The sequence below is a fragment of the Vibrio sp. 10N.261.51.F12 genome (genome assembly GCF_041471725.1).
GTDB lineage: Bacteria > Pseudomonadota > Gammaproteobacteria > Enterobacterales > Vibrionaceae > Vibrio.
Genome location: NZ_JBFROV010000031.1, coordinates 32,062 through 50,544 on the forward strand (window position 1 = coordinate 32,062; position 18,483 = coordinate 50,544).

Genomic DNA, 18,483 nt, shown 5'->3' on the forward strand with positions numbered 1-18,483 from the left:
ATCGAGTTCGCAACGCGCTGAGTGAGATCCCCTTTTTCAAGGGGATGACGGTTCTTGTGATTGGTTTAAAACAAAAAATGGGGCAAATCTGAGCTAGCCTCACCAGCTAGCTCGAAGTTGGACAATTCCGTGTTATATGCATTGCTTAATTAGCATTTAACGGATTATTTGAGGTATAGCAAAACCTCTAATGTAGTGGCCAAATTCACTTAGCCACTACAGTCCCACTACAGCAGAGACTAATCGTCAAATGAAACAGCTAACTCTACCCAGTCTCTATAGTCTTTTGTAACTGCTTGTAGCCCTAATAAGGCAACAAGGAGCCCGGCTTTGTATTTTTCATCACCTATATCGTATGAATCATGGCGGCGTGCCAACTGATTTCTTTCATCAACATACCTGTTGCCATCCAACTTTACGGTAAGTTTCAATGACTCGCATAGATACTCATGAAGCGGCATCGAGAAAACTCGTAGGGTTTCAGTTTCTTTATGAGCGTAAAACTCAGTACCCAAATAATCCGAGTACAATTGCAACATCATCTTACCTGTAGGATGGCCTCTAGCTATCGCTGAAAAATCCACATGCCTAGGGGTAGCAACACACATGTCGTATATATCGTGATACTTATCCCTTAATACAAACAAAATAAGTAGTAAGTACGAGTTGAACGGTTTGTTCGCGTATTCAAGGGTTGCCAAATATTTATCTGCTAACTGCTCTGTTTCCCTTAGCGACAACTCGAATACATTGGCAATCTGTGAAACAAGCTCCACTATGTCTTCATTGGGATAGGAGCGAGGGATGTTACTCCCCCACTTAGAGTCGTTAATTGGCGACACGATATAACGGTCAACGAAATCTTTGCAGGATAACTCTCCTAACGAGTAGCGACGTCGAAAGAAGCGACCGAGATACGTTTGAGCATCGAATTTCTGACCATAAACAGCTTTAATTGCGTGCTGTAACTGCTCTGTATCAGTTGCAACAACGAACACTACATTCCTAGTTTCAAAGAAATGCTTTATAACTTCTAACATCTCTACTGCATACGAGGGACGACAACGGTCTAACTCATCGATAAAAATGAACGCAGGTCTCTGCTTAGGTATTGCATCCACCACTGACTGCAAACTAATTCGCAAGTGCTCAACAGTCTTTAGCTTTTCGTTGTGGTCCTCCACTAAGCACTTAGCCAACTTTCCGCTGACATCAGCCGTCATATTGTAAGAATCTATTCCAGCATTTGTACCATTACTATCTATATCTGGGTCTGGTTCTTCATCAGTGGATATGTCATCTATATTCAACCCGGTAGCTTTCTTAATAAGCCCTTTAGCTAACAACGGTGCGGCAGACTTAAAAAAACGCGTCGCCTTTCGGCTTAACTTAATTATTTCATCATTGCCAGGTGGTAAGTATCGTTGCAGTTCGCTGGTAATCGACGAGATTACAGTAAGCATTGGATCATCAGAATAGTCCTGCTTCCAAGCATCGATATAAACAACTGGATATTCGTCTTTGATACTATCTATCCAACGATTAATGAAGTAGGTTTTACCTGCCCCCCACTTGGCGTTGAGGTTTAATACATACCCGCCATTCTCACTCTCTTTAACAAGGTGACCATGTAGGAATTTCGCGTACCTGCTTCTATTCAATGTATCCTCTGTAAATAGAAGCTCTTCGTTTTCATCAATTATTGGAGCTTTCCAATCGAATAAACAATCGTTCCCTGCCACTACAACTAACCTCGTTAACAGTAATTATCTAATGTAACGAAACATACTAAACTTGATTCGTTTAAGTGTGAATGGATTTAGAGAAATAGTTAGATAGTTTAGAATCATGGTAAGCCCTCGATTCCGCAGGCACGAGGTATGAGGAAAGGTATAGAAAAGCTTTAGTAGCTTTCAGTACGGCTACACTAGGCCAAACTCGTAAAGGGGCAAAAGTATTTTAGCTTGCCTGCCCCGCCCGACTTGCTGTAGCCCAAAAGCAGTCAGTCTTTAGATAAACGATCAGACTTTGTAGGAACTGAAAAAACGTCTTGTCCTCCCGCAACTGACATCACCATCTTCTTTTTATTACCCTATACCCTTGCTTCCTCTAGACTGTTACCGTTTATTCTTATTACATTACCAAATCAAAAATGAATTATCGTGACGCAATAGTGGTATCAATCGCTTGAGGTTCCCCTAGGGACAACCTTTATACTCAAGTTCTACTTCACAATGGACATTGGGTATGCGCATTTATCTCGTCATCACAGCACTCTTACTATCCCTTACCTCATTTACCGCAACCAGTAATGACGCCAGCCGTGCCGAATTGGGCCAACAAAAGTCTCCAAGTTGTGTTTTTTGTCATGTACCTTATGGAAAGCCGACACAGCTCGAATACCCGAACCTAAATGGTCAAGATCCGTTGTATCTATTCAATGCAATGAAGGCTTATAAAGACGGAGAGAGAGTTGGTGCACTCGCTGAAATGATGCAAGCTCAGTTACAAAATTTGAGCGATGAAGACCTAAGAGATGTGGCCGCTTTTTACTCACAAGCAACCCCTTAAATTTGAATCAGGAACTGAGTGTATTTAACTAAGATTGGTGTGACCAACAATCTAGTATGCCGCGATTGAGCAGATACTTTACATTGACGATACAGAAGCCTAGAGGGACGTCTCTGTATCGTCAATAATGAAAGCGTTATTAACCGCGCTTTTTCCCGCGTCCTGAATGAACTTTTAGTTTTGCTTTCATTCGGCGTTTTTCTGAAGAACGGCTACGACCTTTCATTGGCTTGTCCGTTTCAATCTCGCTTAACGGGCGCGGTTCAAATCCAGCTAACCATTCTTGCGGTAAACGCTCATCGAGTAATCTTTCGATGGCTTCCAGCAAATACTGTTCTTCATGGCTCATCAACGATACCGCTAAGCCGACTTGCCCTGCTCGTCCAGTACGGCCGATGCGGTGAATGTAATCTTCGGCTTTATAAGGTAAGTCAAAGTTCACCACTTGCTCAAGTTGTTGGATATCAAGACCACGTGCCGCAACGTCCGTTGCAATCAATGCCCTAACCTGACCCGTTTTAAAATCATCGAGTGCTTTTTGGCGTGCGCCTTGGCTTTTGTCACCGTTGATTGAAACGGCTTTAATACCATCAAGCTTGAGTTCTTTCGCTAGCGCATCACTGCCTTGCTTGGTTTTGGTGAAAACCAGAACTTGTCGCCAGTTTTTGGAACCAATCAGATACGCAAGCAATTCGTGCTTACGAGTTTTATCGACTGGATAAACCATTTGCTTGACGGTATCGGCAGTCGAATTCTCTGGCGATACCTGAACTTCAACAGGCGACATCATAATACGGTGAGCAAGGGTTTTAATGCGTTGTTCAAATGTGGCTGAAAACATCAATGTCTGACGATTTCGCGGCATACGCTTTAGGATACGATTGAGATCGGGCATGAAACCCATGTCTAGCATTCGATCGGCTTCATCAAGCACCAAATACTCACACTCAGCTAAAGTAATATTACGAACGTGTTGGTGATCCAGCAAACGGCCTGGTGTTGCGATCAAAATATCCGCGCCACCTCTCAAGTTCTTCGTTTGTACACCCATACTTGTGCCACCGTAAGCAACCACCACTTTAATACCGGTCGCTTGAGCAAGTGGCACTAAATGATCAAAGACTTGTTGAGCAAGCTCTCGAGTTGGCGTCAAAATCAATGAACGAATCGCATTCAGTGCGCGCGGCGCGCGGGCGGACTTATCCATTAGCTTTTGGATTAATGGAATACCAAAGCCTGCCGTTTTACCCGTCCCTGTTTGCGCCCCTGCCAATACGTCTTTACCCGCTAGAACATGAGGAATCGCTTGTGCTTGAATCGGTGTTGGCGAATGGTATCCCAAGCTGTCTAAGTTATTATTGATCGTCTCGCTCAATTTAAATTGAGCAAAGCTCAACACTTGGTTTTGTGCGGAAGTTTTATTGATTTCTGACATAAATTCGCCAACAGGAAAATTAAAGGGACGCGAGTGTAACAGAAAGCCTTAAAGAACCCTATACAGCAAGGTTAATAGACGAAAAATATTCGTCGCGATGCAATTAAGATTAGCACCATACCAACAACGTTGTTCAGTATACTCAGGCGACTTAAGCAACCTAAGCAACCACGGCATTTATTCATTCACGACTTCTCTGTTAGTATGGCTGGTCGTTAGGCTAAGCTCAAAGAAGCTGAATAAATACAAAGCCTGCTGATTTTAATTCACCGTTATTAGGAAAGCTCATGTCAACAATCAATACCCGCTGCCCATCATGTAAAGGCCTCAACCGCATCCCGTCAGAACGTATCGTCGAATCACCAAACTGTGGTCGTTGTAAAGCGCCATTATTAGATGGTGCCCCCGTTGAAGGTACCGCTGACAACTTCGATACCATTTTAAATAGCACTCAGCCTGTCGTGGTCGATTTTTGGGCATCGTGGTGTAACCCGTGCGTCGGTTTTGCGCCTGTGTTTGAACAAACTGCCGCTGAGAAAAAAGGCGTCGCTCGTTTTGTAAAAATAGATACCGAGGCGCAGCAACAACTCGCCGCTCGCTACCAAATAAGAAGCATCCCATGCATCATGGTGTTCAAAAACGGCGAGCGTGTTGACCAATTAAATGGCGCGCTTCCAAAATCACAATTTGAACAATGGCTTAATCCGTTTCTCTGATCCACTAGATAGCCATATTCGTTCAATTATTACCGATTGCCTTCTTTCTAAACGCAGACGGCGAACAGCCGATGTGTTTAGAGAAGCGATGGGTAAAATTGAACGGGTCTTTGTAACCTAAGCGCTCCGCAATCATACCGATCGTCCAATCATTATTTCGAAGTAGATCACAGGCCTTTTCCATTCTTAGGTTAATCAGCCTACTTCTTGGAGACACCCCGTAAAGCTGCTTACAAAGCCGTGCAAGTTGAACCTCGCTCAAGAACGTACGTTCGGCCATACTTTGCACCGTCCACGGTAAATGCAGCTGGCTTTCTATTAAATTGAACAAGGCTTGGACTCGCACCGTTGAATCCGAGGTCGGAGACTCAAACCCGGTAATCAAACGACAAACCTCGCTCACTAATAACTTTCGGTAGCTAGAACGATGCCCAATATCGTGATAAAGCAAAGTCATCAACGCCCACATTCGCTCACAATCATGAAATGGCACAACCTTTTGCCCCAGATCGGCGACGGGCTTCCAACGCGACGTGGCTTTAGGCAAAAACCATATCATTCGCCAGTATTTATATTGAGGATTAAGTTCAAATCGGAATGGCTGATGGGCGGGTAGCACGACGATGGAATAAGGCTCGATCGCCTCTACCTTTGTTTCCGTGGTTAATATGCCTCCTCCTTCAATCGTGAAAAGTAAGGTGTGAACGTCCACTCCTCGGCGCTCGACATGGTAACCATCGACTAAATTTGCCATGCCCGCCATGAATATCTGTTCCGATTTAAATTCAGGAATATCATTTTCTGATAAGAACCGCTCTTCACACTCATTTGACAAGTACACCTCATCTTCCCAAGTCGATTTGGTGTTAAATTGTTCGATGATAGATTTGCACAGGTTTTGTTTATTTTTAAACATGGCGATACTCAGTTGTTTTCCTTATATTACACGCAAAATTTATGATAGCCATCACACTTAATCAGGAGCAGCTATGACCACCCACCCCCACCCTATGTCATCGAAGAATGCTACTCAAAACCAAATGTTATCGACGGTCGTTAAGCTTGGTTTTCCTGTCGCGATTCAAAGTGCTCTCGTGGCTATTTTGGCGATGGCTGACGTTTTGATGGTCAGCGATTTTGGCCATGAGGCAACGGCAGCTGTCGGTATTGCCTCAAAATGGCATTTTGTTGCTATCATGATCATGGCTGGAATGGCCTCCGCTAATGGCGTTCTTGTTGCTCAATATTGGGGGCGCAATGACAAGCGTTCAGCCAAAACCATAACACAATTAGCCATGATTTTTGGTGCCAAACTTCTCATCCCCGTGACCTTAATAATCACGCTGTTTTCTAGCTTTATTATGATGCTTCAAACCAGCGACAGCGCGGTAATCGAACTTGGCTCAACCTATTTATGGTACGCATTTCCTGTTTTGATTCTGACACATGTCGTCATTATGGCTGAATCTGCCATGCGCTCATCAGGTGACGCTGTCACGCCGCTATTATTAGGGGCAGTGACGATTGTGGTGAATATTTCACTGAATTTTTGGCTTATAAAGGGAGGCTTTGGCGTACCAGCGATGGGCGTTGCGGGAGCGGCGTTAGCAACCACAATCTCTCGACTACTACAGGTCGGCCTAATCTGGGGTTTCCTCCATTACCGTAAGCATTGGCTACTTAATGTTGAAAAACTCGAGTCTCACACTCGTCTTTGGGAATCTTATAAAAAGCTTGCAGTGCCGACCACGATGAACGCGATCTTATGGGCAATGGGCACACTCATGTACCAGGTGATCTTTGGCCACATGGGCACAACTGAACTTGCGGTGTTTAGTATGATTGGTCCGTTTGAATCGCTATGCTACTCATTATTTTTTGGTATTTCGGTGGCATGCTCCATCCTACTTGGTCAATCTTTAGGCAGGGATGAATTTGAACATGCTTTCAAGATGTCTAAATTCTTTATTAAAGCGGTTTTTGTTTTTGGTATTTTAACCGGCGGCTTGTTATTACTCGGGCGAGAAACCGTCTTGGCGTGGTTGAACCTTACCGATGCTGAACTTTACCCTTTAGCGGCCCCTGTGATGGTCGTGATGTGCTGTGCGATTTGGCTACGCATGCTGAACCTTATTATTATTAACGGTATCTTACGAGCCGGTGGCGATAATCGATTCTGTTTACGCATGGACTTTATCGCCATGTGGATGGTTGGCCTACCATTAACCGCAATAGGCGCGTTCATCTTTGGGTTTGAGTTTCAGGTCGTTTACGCCTGTATGCTCATGGAAGAGGTCGTTAAGTTTTGTTTGTGCTTCCACCGTTATCTTAAGCGGTATTGGATGAACAACTTAACGGTTGCCACCGCATAAGCGCAAGGTTATAGACATAACGACGCTTGGTATTTGATTAACAAATACCAACGACAAACGCCACCTTTCGGTGGCGTTTGTCGTTTTACTGTTTGTTATTACGCTGTTTGTCATTCACTTTGCACCAAAAGCCAAGCGCGTAATTGTTATTCTGCGGATTCACTCGCTTGTTGCATTAAGAATGAAGGCGATGGTTCAATGGTATTAATAAGCGTCTCGACTTGCAGTATCGCGTCAATCGCGGTGCTGTTTTTACGATAACTAATGAACAACGGGATAGACCACGCCTCCGAATCCGTCGCTACGTAGAGCTGTTCAGATTCAATAAACGGTTCGACCAATGTCAGCGGCAGATAAGCACACCCGCCCTTCTCTAAAATGAAATCTAACGCGATACGACCAGTCGATGTCCTCAGATAAGGCGCTGGTATGTTAGGGTGTCTTACCGCGTGTTCAAAGCTAAATTGTGTCCCCCAATCGACATACACATACTTATCGTTAAACGCATCATCGACAGGGCGTTTCTTGGTTGATACCAATACGAGCGATAGCTCAGAAATTTGATGGCTTTTGAATTCTTCCAATTTGAATGGATCGAATGAAAACGCCAGATCGAGCGTTCGTTCGAGTAGCTTTCGGTTAAGTTGCTCACGCCCTTGCGACTCAGCAACAAAACCATAGCCGCTCAATGAATCCGTTACGACACTCAAACAATTTTGTAGGTAGGCATCCCAGATATTGGGCGTTCCGCCAATCGTAAGCTGCAAGGCTTTATTGCTCTCTAACGAAAGATCGAAGGTCGCCTGCTTTAATGTCGAAACCATCACTTCAGCGTAGCCAACCAAACGTTCTCCAGCAGACGTCAACTGAATGTTGTTTCTGTGGCGAGTGAACAGCCGAGTATCAAAGAATTCTTCCAGCTGTTTTATTCGTGCGCTCACAGCAGCTTGAGTGATGTACAAATTCTCAGACGCGCGCCCAAAATGCTTTTCCTTTGCGACTTCAAGGAAAGTTTGAAATACCTTTACATCCATAATCAATTCTCAAACCAATTTAAGTAACTGAGCTTCTCTTTAATTCACTCAACATTCTATCTAATTGCACAACTTTAAGCATAAATAATTTTTATTATTTCGACAAAAACAATTCGCTTTATTTCGCCTCTATTTCGCTCTATTTTCAGCGTTGAAACAATACTGGATTCATAGGTCTCTAACGTTACAAAGATTGACAATGAACCCCTTTAGCCATCTTGCTCTAACCTTTATTTTTCATTGAGAACGCTATGACTGATACTCAATTTCGCCACGGAAAAAAACGTTTTTATGACGCCGCAAAATTCCCTCGTGGTTTTGCTAAGTCCGGTGATTTTACCCTTCTGGAAGAAGACATTTTGGTGACCTATGGTGAAACCATGCTAGCCCTTGAGCTCAGCGCAATATCACCAGAAAACGTTGATGAAAAACATTTTTTGAAAGTCATCGATAACCCAAGCAAAGCTAAAACTAAACTTGAGCATACCTGGCTTAAGTATGTGAGATTAGCGCGCGGTAGAAAAGCGTTCCACACCCTCAATAGCAAGTCAAAATTTCGTGAACCATCGAAAGATTACGATTACGATATGGAAAATGACAGCGTATTAGAACCAGCATAATTGTTATTTATTCTTCCTAGTCAAAGCAGAGTGTTCATTCATTCTGCTTTTTTTGTTCGCATTCCTGCATTAAAAAAACCGTCTTTCGACGGTTTCTAAATAGAACGTAGTATGAAAACACTAGGGACATGAATGATGGCAATAACACCCAACTACGGTTTGATTGGCACCTAGTCAATAAGAAACGCTCTGCTTGGGTCTACGTAGACTTTCTCATTCATGGCTTCGCGGCCCAATAACATCATGTAAGACATGTCTTGACGATTTGTGAGTGTCACTTCAATTGGCCATTCTCTGTCACCTAAACGAAACAAGGTACTAATAACGCATCGCTGCTCAACATCACCATTGGAAGACTTAATGCGTCTGGAATCGACAACTAACGATTCACAATGAACGATTTGCTCCAAATGATAGATATCAGGATGTAAGTCGTATTGCACGTATAGCCTACCGTCTCGTTTTGTACGAGTTAGATTGTCCACGTGCAGAGATGACGTTTTCGCTCCAGTATCAATGCGAACCTCTAAGTCAGTGATACCCAGCTCAGGCAGGCTACACAACTCTAGGTTGCCAATAATCATACGGTCGTTATAAGTGTTAGGCATAAATTTAAATGCTCGGTTCTACGGGAACAATCGAATCTTGCATGATTTCGATGTGTTCAAATACCTCTTCTGCGCAATCTCCAAAATACGCGATGTGATACATTGCTTCGCCTTCTTGAACAAGCGGGATGTTTTGCTTACCAATAATAATTCCCGCTCGATTGGAGATAACTTGACTGATGTTATTACCCAGAGGGCCATTAATATCAGCGAGTACCTCTCCTTTTTCTATTTTAGCACCCAGCGCGACATACTCCTTCACAAACCCACTCGCGTCAGCTCGGGTCCAGTCACTGCGGTTAGCAACAAATGGTTCCGTGTTGGCGGCTTTCACTCGCTTTCGAATCATACCCAATGCTTTAAGTACGCGAATAACACCTTTAACACCGGTCTGAATAGACAGCTCATCAAATCGCAGTGCCTCACCCGCCTCATAAAGTAAAACACGCGCACCTTTGTTCACCGCAGCTTCACGCAGTGAGCCATCACGAATGTTCGCATTCAACAGCACTGGTACTGCAAACGCTTCAGCGAGCATTTTGGTTTCAGGGTCATCCAAGTTGGCACGAATTTGCGGTAAATTAGAGCGATGAATCGCGCCCGTATGCAAATCCACACCGTAATCACAATGCGCAACAATACTGTTTAAAAACGTATACGCTAATCGCCCTGCTAATGAGCCTTTTTTAGACCCTGGAAAGCAGCGATTAAGGTCACGTCTATCTGGCATATAACGGCTTTGGTTTAATACGCCGTAAACATTCACCATTGGAACAAGAATCAACGTACCATTTTGTAATTTCAAATTTTCTGCAATCAATCGGCTAATAATTTCAATACCGTTGAGCTCATCGCCATGTACGGCTGCACTGACAAATACTGTCGGTCCTTCTTTTTTAGAGCGAATAACTTGAATCGGTATCGACACCTCGGCATCGGTATACAATTTAGCCACCGGGATATCGATCTCTTTGCGTTCTCCAGGGCGTATTTCTACTCCCGCTATCACCAACTCTTTTGTCATTTATCCACGTCCTATGGTTTTGTTTCTGTTAGGTTTTGCATTTTTTTCTATGAATTCAAAAATCAAATCACCGACATCTTTGCCTGTTGCTTTCTCTATGCCTTCCAGACCCGGAGAAGAGTTCACTTCCATCACCACTGGTCCATTTTTAGATTGCAGAATATCGACACCACAAAGATTCAAGCCCATTGCTTTGGCTGCATTGACCGCCGTCGCGCGCTCTTCTTTACTCAACTTCACCAACTGAGCACTTCCGCCACGATGAAGGTTTGATCGGAACTCACCTTCCGCTGCTTGGCGTTTCATTGCCGCGATAACCTTGCCACCGACAACAAAGCAACGAATGTCAGCGCCATTGGCCTCTTCAATAAACTCTTGCACCAAAATATTAGCTTTGAGCCCCATGAATGCTTCAATAACACTCTCTGCCGCTTTATTAGTTTCAGCTAAAACGACTCCGATGCCTTGGGTTCCTTCTAAAAGCTTTATGACCAGCGGTGCCCCGCCAACGTTTTTAATGAGATCCTGAATCTTGTCAGGTTTGCTTGCAAACCCGGTTCTAGGCAAACCAATGCCTTTACGAGACAGCAACTGAAGGGAACGTAATTTGTCACGAGAGCGGCTTATTGCTACCGATTCATTGACACAAAATGTTCCCATCATCTCAAACTGGCGAACAACCGCGGTACCATAAAACGTAATAGACGACCCGATTCTCGGAATAACAGCGTCGTATTGCGGCAGTTCCTCACCCATGTAACGAACTTTCGAGTTACTACTCGTAATATCCATATAGCAATGCAGGGTATCAATGATATCCACTTGGTGTCCCCTCGCTTCACCTGCTTCTTTTAGGCGACGAGTTGAGTACAAGTTTTCGTTGCGAGATAGAATCGCAATGCGCATGGCAGTATCCTCTTAGATATTTAAGTTTGTTTTTTGAGTGTGAAACACCGGTATACGAATGACCGGAAAGAGGGTGCACCTTAAGAGTTTAACCGTTAAAAATAAAACGATAATTTTTGTCCTTTACGACAAAATATTTTTGTTGTTAGCAGATATTACAGACACAAAAAAACCGGCATAAGCCGGTTTTAGTTCGATAATTCATTCACTTAAAAGTATTTGTAACAAAAAGGTGTGAGTGATGTTATTTTTTTGCCATTTCTTTTTTTACCATTACCGCTGAGGTAACGACAAAAGCGACGATGAGCGCTAGCTCCATGGTATTCCCCTAAATATTCAAAAGAAATTTTGCACTTATTATTAAGTGACAAATTGATTTTATCAAAAAAATAACAACATGCCACTTTTTAATCGCTTAACAACGGGATTCAGATCAAAAAAAGGCGCATTAAGCGCCTTTTTTTGTCAATTCTGTTTTAACGAGTCATTTGTTTGGATATCCCGTTGGATTAAGCGATTGCCACTTCCACCCATCTGAAGACATATCGGTTAGCGTCCTAGTGGCCTTCCAGCCCAAATCTCGATTAGCTTTACTTGGATCAGCCCAACATTCAGCAATATCACCAGGTCGACGATCTACTATCTTATAAGGTACATCCTTACCTGAGGCTGCACTAAACGCTTCTACCATTTCAAGCACGCTATAACCATTCCCCGTACCTAAATTGTAGATATGTAAACCTTGATTCTTATCCAACGTCTTCAACGCGGCAATGTGCCCATCCGCTAGATCCATAACATGGATGTAATCACGCACGCCTGTCCCATCCTTTGTCGGATAGTCATTACCAAAGACCGATAAAAATTCACGTCGCCCTACTGCCACCTGAGATACAAAAGGCATGAGATTATTAGGAATGCCCTGTGGGTCTTCTCCCATTTCACCGCTTGGGTGAGAGCCAACTGGATTAAAATAGCGCAGTAACGTAATCGTCCAATCAGGATTGGCTTTCTGAAAATCAGTTAAACACTCTTCAACCATGAGTTTGCTGCGCCCATAAGGGTTAGTCGCACTGATTGGGAATTCTTCAGTGATAGGAACGGAGGCAGGATCCCCATACACGGTTGCAGATGAACTGAACACTAAGTGCTTAACGTCGGCATCGCGCATCGCATCCACAAGCACCAACGTGCCGTTAACGTTGTTATCATAATATTCAAGCGGCTTTTCGACAGACTCACCAACGGCTTTCAAACCCGCAAAATGAATCACTGCGTCAATCTTGTATTGTGTCAACGCATCCAACAACGCTTGCTTATTTCTCACATCGCCTTCAACAAACGTTGGACGAGAGCCTGAAACACGCTCTATACGGTCTAATACCGCCACTTTACTGTTATAAAGATTATCGAAGATAATCGGTGTCATACCTGCACCGATCAGTTGTACACACGTGTGGCTACCAATATAGCCTGCTCCGCCTGTTACTAGGATATTCATTTTGCCAACTCCTTGTTTTTATTAGCGGTGATTATAATGATTTCCATAACAAATACGACCTTTTGACTATGCTTCTATTCGTACCGTTACCTATACTTATATAAACACTGTCACCTATGTTTATACCCGTACCATTGCCTATGTGTTTACGGCCTTTTCCCCCTAATCAACAGAAGTCATCATTGATAATCAATATGCCTTTGCCAATGATTCAGGGTATCCACGTGATACTGCCAATTCACGCGCTTTTCGCTCGACAATGTTAAGTTCAAAATCATTTGTCAGAAAAACGTCACCCCGTAACGTTGTATTAAACCATTGCGCTGCAATTTTCTTTCCCGCTTGTAGAGCAGATGACGCTTTTACTATCTCTAGTCTGGCGTAACATTCACCTTCGAAGCTCACATCTGCCGTTCTTAAACTTGGATCTGTTCCTGGAATTTGTTGCGCCCCAAACAATGGCTTGCCCGCAGGCGTTGCGTTAATAAACGAAGGGACATATTGACTAAGGTGCGAGATAGCACTCAACGAACGCTGATTTTGCATATCAAACGACCAACCATTATCCACTTTATTCATCAGATATTGAGGGAGACAAGGCTGCGCACTGTTTTCAGACGAATGCACTAACCCATCTTCAAACAAGGTAATGTCACTCGTCATGCCGTGCAGCTGAAAATAACCATCTGGATAAGGCGTCAATTGAGCCATCCCTTGTGGTGTACCTCGTTGACCGTGGAATATCACTTCTGGCCATTTCTCATGAGAAGACGCTTGCCAATGCGTGATATAGGCTGCTTTAAACTCAACCATACGCTGACGTGAATAATTCAGTTGGTCGTCAATCAAACCGGTTCTAAAACCGCAGGCGTTAATGAGATAATCGAACTCACCACATGAAGAATCGCCGTATTCAATTGACACCCCCTGCTCAAGCGATGTCACCCGCTCTACCTTGACACCTGTGCAGACGGTTAAATTGGGTAGCAACTCAGCAGCGAGTTCAATGGTTGCTGCGACTCGAAACAAACTCAGACCGTACTCTTGTACGACGTAGACTGGGTATTTTAATTTATCGAGGTCAGTATTTTTTGCAAACGGAATGAGCCATTCATCAACGCTCGTTGGCTTTGAAACACTTTCTGCTAATGCCAATGTCTCTAAATCGGACCGCTCTACACAACGATAATAGTCTTCGGGCTGACCTAATACTTCATTATTAGGATCGAGTTCCACCAGTGTCTTATACGTATTCTTCAGCAACTCTAGTCTGGGTAAGAGAGCTTCGGGAATACCTTGATCATTTTTTGGTACTGCAATGACGGTAGGACGTCGATTGATAGTCTGAGGAAAGAACCGGACGAAGGCTATTGATTGTTCCAGCAAATCGATACAGTGCTGGTGTGAGAGATCTCTATATAAGTTGCCTCCAGCATGAAGGTGGCAGATCGGTGGACCACTCACTAAGGTAACGTTTTTCTCAAATAACGTTACCTCAACGCCTTGCTTGGCTAAGTAAAGTGCGACGGTAGCACCCGCAACACCTCCCCCAATAATGGCAACACTTTTACCGCTGGCTGCCTGAGCATAAACTGAGTTCATCGTTTAGTTTTTATCGTTATATAGAATGGTTATTTTACCGTGATAAAGCATTAAAAAAAATCACATTTTTAGTGATGTTTTTCTTGACATAAATTTACTGAATAACTGTTGAAAACACATTACACGTTGATGAATTCACGCCATCGTCGATACATCAATGGTTATGGTTTTATGTCACTATTCTTACTATTGAGTTATCCAAGACTTTATCCACCGTTTTTGTGGATAACTCAATAATACTGAATTTAAACGTTATGATATGCCATTATTATTTGGACTAAGCATCTGTCTAATCAACGAAAACAAAACTGCAGCTAAAGTAATAAAAGCAATAACAGGCACAGCAATCCAAGTGGAAAAGTGCCAGTTCCATGGAAGTTCAAAACCAAGTTTCATAATTAAGCCGACGACAATTTCGGCACCTAACGTCGCCACGAGGCCCGCGATCAAAGCCATAATGCCATACTCGGCCCAAATGGTTCGAACAATACGCTGCCGGCTAGCCCCTAGGGTTCGATATAGACGCAGTTCATCTCGCCGTTGCGCCAAGCTAAGTCGTAGCAACGTGAAGATAAGCAACACCCCTGCTAAGACACCTAGGGCAGCGAGGACTGTAATAGACCAAACTATCTGAGACAACAGTGATTGGATCTTGTCACCCATTAAACGAATATCCATTAAACTGACCGTGGAATATTGTCGTGATAATGAGGAAACTAACTCATTGTCTTTGTCTTCGATTCTAAAACTCACTAACCAAGCGCTAGGAATGTTTTCCATTACATCCGGAGTGAAAATAAAATAGAAGTTAGGTTTCATGTCACGCCACTCCACAAAACGAATGGAGTTAACCGTCGCAGACACGCTTTGACCATTGATGGTGAAGCCTAACTCATCACCAATGTTGATGTTTAGGTTTTCCGCTACTTGCTGCTCAACAGACACTCCGCCAACGGATGTCCATTGTCCTTCAAGAACATCATTATAATCTGGTAGTGCAGACGCATAGGTAAAATTGAGCTCTCGACTCAATGCATCCGTTTCTACATCGCCCTTTTTCTGGGAGAGTTCTGCATCTTGACCATTTATCAAGGTGAGACGCCCACGTGTAATTGGAAACGCTTGCGAGCGTTGTACCGAGTGGCTATCCAATACCTCTAAATAAGGTTCTATCTCATGCTCAGCAATGTTGAGCGCAAACGCATTAGGGGCGTCTGCAGGGAGTGTCCGTTGCCAGTCACTCAATAAATCCGTTCTGACCAACCAAATCGTGGTCAACAGCATTAATGACAAACCTAGCGCGCCATACTGAAGCGCAGTATGCCTTTTACTCCGATTAATTCGGCTTACGGCAAGTTTCAGCGAAACGGGTAACGTGACCCTACTCAGCAACAACGTAAACACAACGCTGACGCCGCCTAATAACAAGAACAACCCAGCAATACCTGCCAGTAAAATCCAAATCAAGGTGTTATTTTGGTAAACCACCACGAGTGGTATTAGTGGTACGGCAATGAGAAGGTAAATCCAACCTCCTCGCTTCTCGTCGACACTTTGCAAGACCTCAACCGAGGAAACCGACACCAGCTTGTACAATGGGATACCCAACGCTGGGATCCCGATAAGTAAGCTTGACGCAATGGCAATAATTGCCGGCATTGCACCATAGCTTGGGAGTGGACTTGGGAGTAAGTCTGTTAACGGGATTCGCAACAAGTACTCCAATCCCACACCAAGAACGATACCGACAACAATAGCCATCGTCACTAACAGTAACGCCTGTATGGTTAGCCAACGGATCACCCAGCGCTTGCTTGCTCCAAGGCTTTTCAGCATCGCTACCGTTTTTCTACGGCTTTGCACGTAGTTCTGACACGTCAATACTAAGGTCGTCGCCGCCATAATGATGATGATCGCAACCGTTAGGGACAAGTATTGTGTCGTTCTTTCAAAGATATCGTTGCTGCGGCTTGCTGAGTCTTGGTCTCGCCATCGATCGCTCGGGGATAACGCAATGTCCGTTTTCAGACCTTGTATCGCATCATCGTCTCCGGCAAGGTAGACCCTGAATTGGACTCGACTTCCCAACTGGACGGCGCCGGTTTCATCAACCGAGTCTTGATGGATGTATGCCGTAGGCATTTGTTGAAATGGGTTAAAACTGATTCCCGGCTCTTCGACAATAACGCCGCTCACCGTTAAATCTGCATCTCCCACAGTAACCACGTCCCCTTCCACAACGTTAAGTTGCTCGGCAATACGTTCATCAAGCCAAAGCTCACCAGGAGCAACATGATGCTGTTGGTGATTTTTTGATGCTAACGTTAATGACCCGCGCAAAGGGAAGGCGTCGTCGACGGCTTTTACCGTAATAAGTTGCATTCCAACGTCACTGAATGACATGGTTGCAAATCGCGTGTAGTACGAGGCTTCAAGTCCAGACTGTTTAATTAAGGTGAGATTGTCGTCCAAGATTGGATTCGCAGATATATAAATAGTATCCGCAGACAGCGCATCTTTACCTTGTTTAACAATCACCTGCTCCATACGTTCTGCCAGTGCCGCCAAACCGAAAATACAGGCAATGATCATAGTTAAAGATAATGCGATCGGCCACAACTGCCCTTGCCTTATTTCATCAACGCTCCACAGCAGTAATCGCTTGTTCACTGATTCACCAGCCATATTAGCGTTCCTCTTTCAATTGTCCGGCATCCATTAAGAAAACACGGTCGCAACGTTTGGCGAGAGAGAGATCGTGAGTCACAAGCACTAGGGTCGTACCATGTTCTTTGTTCAGATTAAAAAGCAGCTCGACAATTTTATGCGCCGTGTTTTGGTCTAGGTTTCCTGTCGGTTCATCAGCAAACAGGATCTTAGGGCTGGTCATAAATGCTCGTGCGATGGCAACACGTTGCTGTTCTCCGCCCGATAACTGAGAAGGAAGGTGATCTAATCGGTGCCCTAATCCAACGGATTCAAGTAAAAACTTCGCTTTGTCCACATCCTCACTTTCGCCTCTTAATAAGCATGGCAGTGTGACATTTCCAAGTGCGCTCAAACTTGGGATCAGCAAAAAGCTTTGAAAAACAAAACCAAGGTGTTCACTCCGTAACGAGGCACGCGCTTCGTCATCGAGATCTGATATCTTTTTACCCAGTAACTCAATGGACCCAGAGCTCGGCACATCTAACCCAGCCAACAATGTCATCAGCGTTGACTTACCGGCGCCCGACGTACCAACAATCGCGATGGACTCGCCGGCATCAATAGAAAGATTTACGCCTTCAAGGATTGTTAATTGTTCGGTTTTCGTAGACACTACTTTCGATACCGATTTGGCTTTTATTATGGAAGAACTCATGATTTGGCAACGTTCCTTTTTTGTTTTAATTCTTATATCCCTAGCATCGTTTCATGCTAAAGCGACCTCAATACTGATTCTTGGTGACAGTCTCAGTGCCGGTTACAACATGAAAGCAGAGCAAAGTTGGCCGACATTACTCCCTGATTTGCTATCCACTTCAGAGCAACCTGTTGTGGTTATCAATGGCAGTGTATCCGGGGACACCACGGGCAATGGCTTAGCAAAAATGTCTGGCTTACTGGAAGAGCATCAGCCCGACTATGTACTCATTGAACTTGGCGCTAACGATGGATTAAGAGGTTTTCAACCTAATATCGTTAAGAACAATTTACACCAGCTCATCACAATGAGTAAGGATGCTGGTGCCAAGGTTATGCTAATGCAGATTCGCATTCCACCTAATTATGGAAAAAGGTATGCAAAAATGTTTGAAGCTATCTACCCCGATCTCGCAGAAGAAACGTCTACGCCCTTAATCCCATTTTTCCTAGAACAAGTCATCACAAAACCTGAATGGATGATGGAAGACGGTCTTCACCCAAAAGCGGTTGCTCAGCCTTTTATCGCTGAAACAATAGCGAACGAGCTTCGCCCCTACTTGGCATTATAAATCGCCAGAACCACAATTAAACACGTGCTTTCGGAGACTTAAAACCAAAGCACGTTAGTTGATCGTCTGGTATTGATTCAAAGTTCGTACCCTTATTGCTCACTTCTCACTTCTCAC

General features: G+C 44.0%; 16 protein-coding genes. 5 read left to right on the top strand and 11 right to left on the bottom strand.

Features of this window, described 5'->3' with window-relative positions; translation table 11 throughout:
* Positions 1–239 precede the first annotated feature (239 nt).
* Positions 240–1,661 (bottom strand): P-loop NTPase fold protein, encoded by a 1,422-nt coding sequence (locus AB4405_RS16790; protein WP_372061922.1) that lies wholly within the window; start codon positions 1,659–1,661, stop codon positions 240–242.
* A gap of 586 nt (positions 1,662–2,247) precedes the next feature.
* Here AB4405_RS16790 and AB4405_RS16795 point away from each other — a divergent pair.
* Complete coding sequence (locus tag AB4405_RS16795; RefSeq protein ID WP_372061923.1) at positions 2,248–2,571, top strand: cytochrome c; 324 nt, start codon at positions 2,248–2,250, stop codon at positions 2,569–2,571.
* Between the two features lie 139 nt (positions 2,572–2,710).
* On the opposite strand, the gene AB4405_RS16800 is transcribed toward AB4405_RS16795, so the two are convergent.
* The gene (locus AB4405_RS16800; protein WP_372061925.1) at positions 2,711–4,006 is read right to left on the bottom strand and encodes a DEAD/DEAH box helicase; all 1,296 of its coding nucleotides are present in this window, start codon (positions 4,004–4,006) and stop codon (positions 2,711–2,713) included.
* A 287-nt stretch (positions 4,007–4,293) separates the two neighbouring features.
* Here AB4405_RS16800 and trxC point away from each other — a divergent pair, with 287 nt between their 5' ends.
* The gene (gene trxC, locus AB4405_RS16805) at positions 4,294–4,722 is read left to right on the top strand and encodes a thioredoxin TrxC (protein ID WP_372061926.1); all 429 of its coding nucleotides are present in this window, start codon (positions 4,294–4,296) and stop codon (positions 4,720–4,722) included.
* A 22-nt stretch (positions 4,723–4,744) separates the two neighbouring features.
* Here the strand turns inward: trxC and AB4405_RS16810 are convergent, their stop codons facing one another.
* Complete coding sequence (locus tag AB4405_RS16810) at positions 4,745–5,638, bottom strand: helix-turn-helix transcriptional regulator (RefSeq protein ID WP_102470266.1); 894 nt, start codon at positions 5,636–5,638, stop codon at positions 4,745–4,747.
* Between the two features lie 73 nt (positions 5,639–5,711).
* Between AB4405_RS16810 and AB4405_RS16815 the strand changes: the two genes are divergently transcribed.
* On the top strand, positions 5,712–7,094 hold the full coding sequence (locus AB4405_RS16815) for an MATE family efflux transporter (protein ID WP_372061927.1): 1,383 nt from the start codon (positions 5,712–5,714) through the stop codon (positions 7,092–7,094).
* A gap of 146 nt (positions 7,095–7,240) precedes the next feature.
* On the opposite strand, the gene AB4405_RS16820 is transcribed toward AB4405_RS16815, so the two are convergent.
* Positions 7,241–8,128: a LysR family transcriptional regulator gene (locus AB4405_RS16820; protein ID WP_372061928.1), complete on the bottom strand. Its 888-nt coding sequence runs from the start codon at positions 8,126–8,128 to the stop codon at positions 7,241–7,243.
* 251 nt (positions 8,129–8,379) lie between these two features.
* Between AB4405_RS16820 and AB4405_RS16825 the strand changes: the two genes are divergently transcribed.
* On the top strand, positions 8,380–8,748 hold the full coding sequence (locus AB4405_RS16825) for a DUF413 domain-containing protein (protein ID WP_102470263.1): 369 nt from the start codon (positions 8,380–8,382) through the stop codon (positions 8,746–8,748).
* Between the two features lie 170 nt (positions 8,749–8,918).
* Here AB4405_RS16825 and AB4405_RS16830 read toward each other — a convergent pair whose 3' ends face one another.
* The 7 genes from AB4405_RS16830 to AB4405_RS16860 all read right to left on the bottom strand — a co-directional run bounded on the left by AB4405_RS16830 (position 8,919) and on the right by AB4405_RS16860 (position 17,753).
* Entirely contained in the window at positions 8,919–9,356 is a 438-nt protein-coding gene (locus AB4405_RS16830; protein WP_372061930.1) for an ATP-dependent zinc protease, read from the bottom strand.
* Between the two features lie 4 nt (positions 9,357–9,360).
* Positions 9,361–10,380, bottom strand: coding sequence for a succinylglutamate desuccinylase/aspartoacylase family protein (locus AB4405_RS16835; protein ID WP_102470261.1), 1,020 nt, complete (start codon positions 10,378–10,380; stop codon positions 9,361–9,363).
* A complete protein-coding gene (gene rimK / locus AB4405_RS16840) occupies positions 10,381–11,286 on the bottom strand; it encodes a 30S ribosomal protein S6--L-glutamate ligase (RefSeq protein ID WP_102470260.1) in 906 nt (301 codons plus the stop codon).
* A gap of 484 nt (positions 11,287–11,770) precedes the next feature.
* On the bottom strand, positions 11,771–12,787 hold the full coding sequence (gene galE, locus AB4405_RS16845; protein WP_102470259.1) for a UDP-glucose 4-epimerase GalE: 1,017 nt from the start codon (positions 12,785–12,787) through the stop codon (positions 11,771–11,773).
* Positions 12,788–12,976: 189 nt separating this feature from the next.
* A complete protein-coding gene (locus AB4405_RS16850; RefSeq protein ID WP_372061931.1) occupies positions 12,977–14,389 on the bottom strand; it encodes an FAD-dependent oxidoreductase in 1,413 nt (470 codons plus the stop codon).
* A 252-nt stretch (positions 14,390–14,641) separates the two neighbouring features.
* Entirely contained in the window at positions 14,642–17,074 is a 2,433-nt protein-coding gene (locus AB4405_RS16855) for an ABC transporter permease (RefSeq protein ID WP_372061932.1), read from the bottom strand.
* Between the two features lies 1 nt (position 17,075).
* Entirely contained in the window at positions 17,076–17,753 is a 678-nt protein-coding gene (locus AB4405_RS16860) for an ABC transporter ATP-binding protein (RefSeq protein WP_102470256.1), read from the bottom strand.
* On the opposite strand from AB4405_RS16860, the gene AB4405_RS16865 reads away from it, so the two are divergent.
* Positions 17,752–18,366: an arylesterase gene (locus AB4405_RS16865; RefSeq protein ID WP_372061933.1), complete on the top strand. Its 615-nt coding sequence runs from the start codon at positions 17,752–17,754 to the stop codon at positions 18,364–18,366. The two genes, AB4405_RS16860 and AB4405_RS16865, sit on opposite strands and share 2 nt — an antisense overlap.
* The last annotated feature ends 117 nt before the right edge of the window (positions 18,367–18,483 follow it).

Bases quoted from the DNA above. Each gene is read 5' to 3' on its own strand.
- AB4405_RS16825 (WP_102470263.1), top strand. From the start codon at position 8,380: ATGACTGATACTCAATTTCGCCACGGAAAAAAACGTTTTTATGACGCC.
- AB4405_RS16800 (WP_372061925.1), bottom strand. From the start codon at position 4,006: ATGTCAGAAATCAATAAAACTTCCGCACAAAACCAAGTGTTGAGCTTT.
- AB4405_RS16860 (WP_102470256.1), bottom strand. From the start codon at position 17,753: ATGAGTTCTTCCATAATAAAAGCCAAATCGGTATCGAAAGTAGTGTCT.
- AB4405_RS16835 (WP_102470261.1), bottom strand. From the start codon at position 10,380: ATGACAAAAGAGTTGGTGATAGCGGGAGTAGAAATACGCCCTGGAGAA.
- AB4405_RS16830 (WP_372061930.1), bottom strand. From the start codon at position 9,356: ATGCCTAACACTTATAACGACCGTATGATTATTGGCAACCTAGAGTTG.
- trxC (WP_372061926.1), top strand. From the start codon at position 4,294: ATGTCAACAATCAATACCCGCTGCCCATCATGTAAAGGCCTCAACCGC.
- galE (WP_102470259.1), bottom strand. From the start codon at position 12,787: ATGAATATCCTAGTAACAGGCGGAGCAGGCTATATTGGTAGCCACACG.
- rimK (WP_102470260.1), bottom strand. From the start codon at position 11,286: ATGCGCATTGCGATTCTATCTCGCAACGAAAACTTGTACTCAACTCGT.
- AB4405_RS16865 (WP_372061933.1), top strand. From the start codon at position 17,752: ATGATTTGGCAACGTTCCTTTTTTGTTTTAATTCTTATATCCCTAGCA.
- AB4405_RS16855 (WP_372061932.1), bottom strand. From the start codon at position 17,074: ATGGCTGGTGAATCAGTGAACAAGCGATTACTGCTGTGGAGCGTTGAT.
- AB4405_RS16795 (WP_372061923.1), top strand. From the start codon at position 2,248: ATGCGCATTTATCTCGTCATCACAGCACTCTTACTATCCCTTACCTCA.
- AB4405_RS16810 (WP_102470266.1), bottom strand. From the start codon at position 5,638: ATGTTTAAAAATAAACAAAACCTGTGCAAATCTATCATCGAACAATTT.
- AB4405_RS16815 (WP_372061927.1), top strand. From the start codon at position 5,712: ATGACCACCCACCCCCACCCTATGTCATCGAAGAATGCTACTCAAAAC.
- AB4405_RS16820 (WP_372061928.1), bottom strand. From the start codon at position 8,128: ATGGATGTAAAGGTATTTCAAACTTTCCTTGAAGTCGCAAAGGAAAAG.
- AB4405_RS16850 (WP_372061931.1), bottom strand. From the start codon at position 14,389: ATGAACTCAGTTTATGCTCAGGCAGCCAGCGGTAAAAGTGTTGCCATT.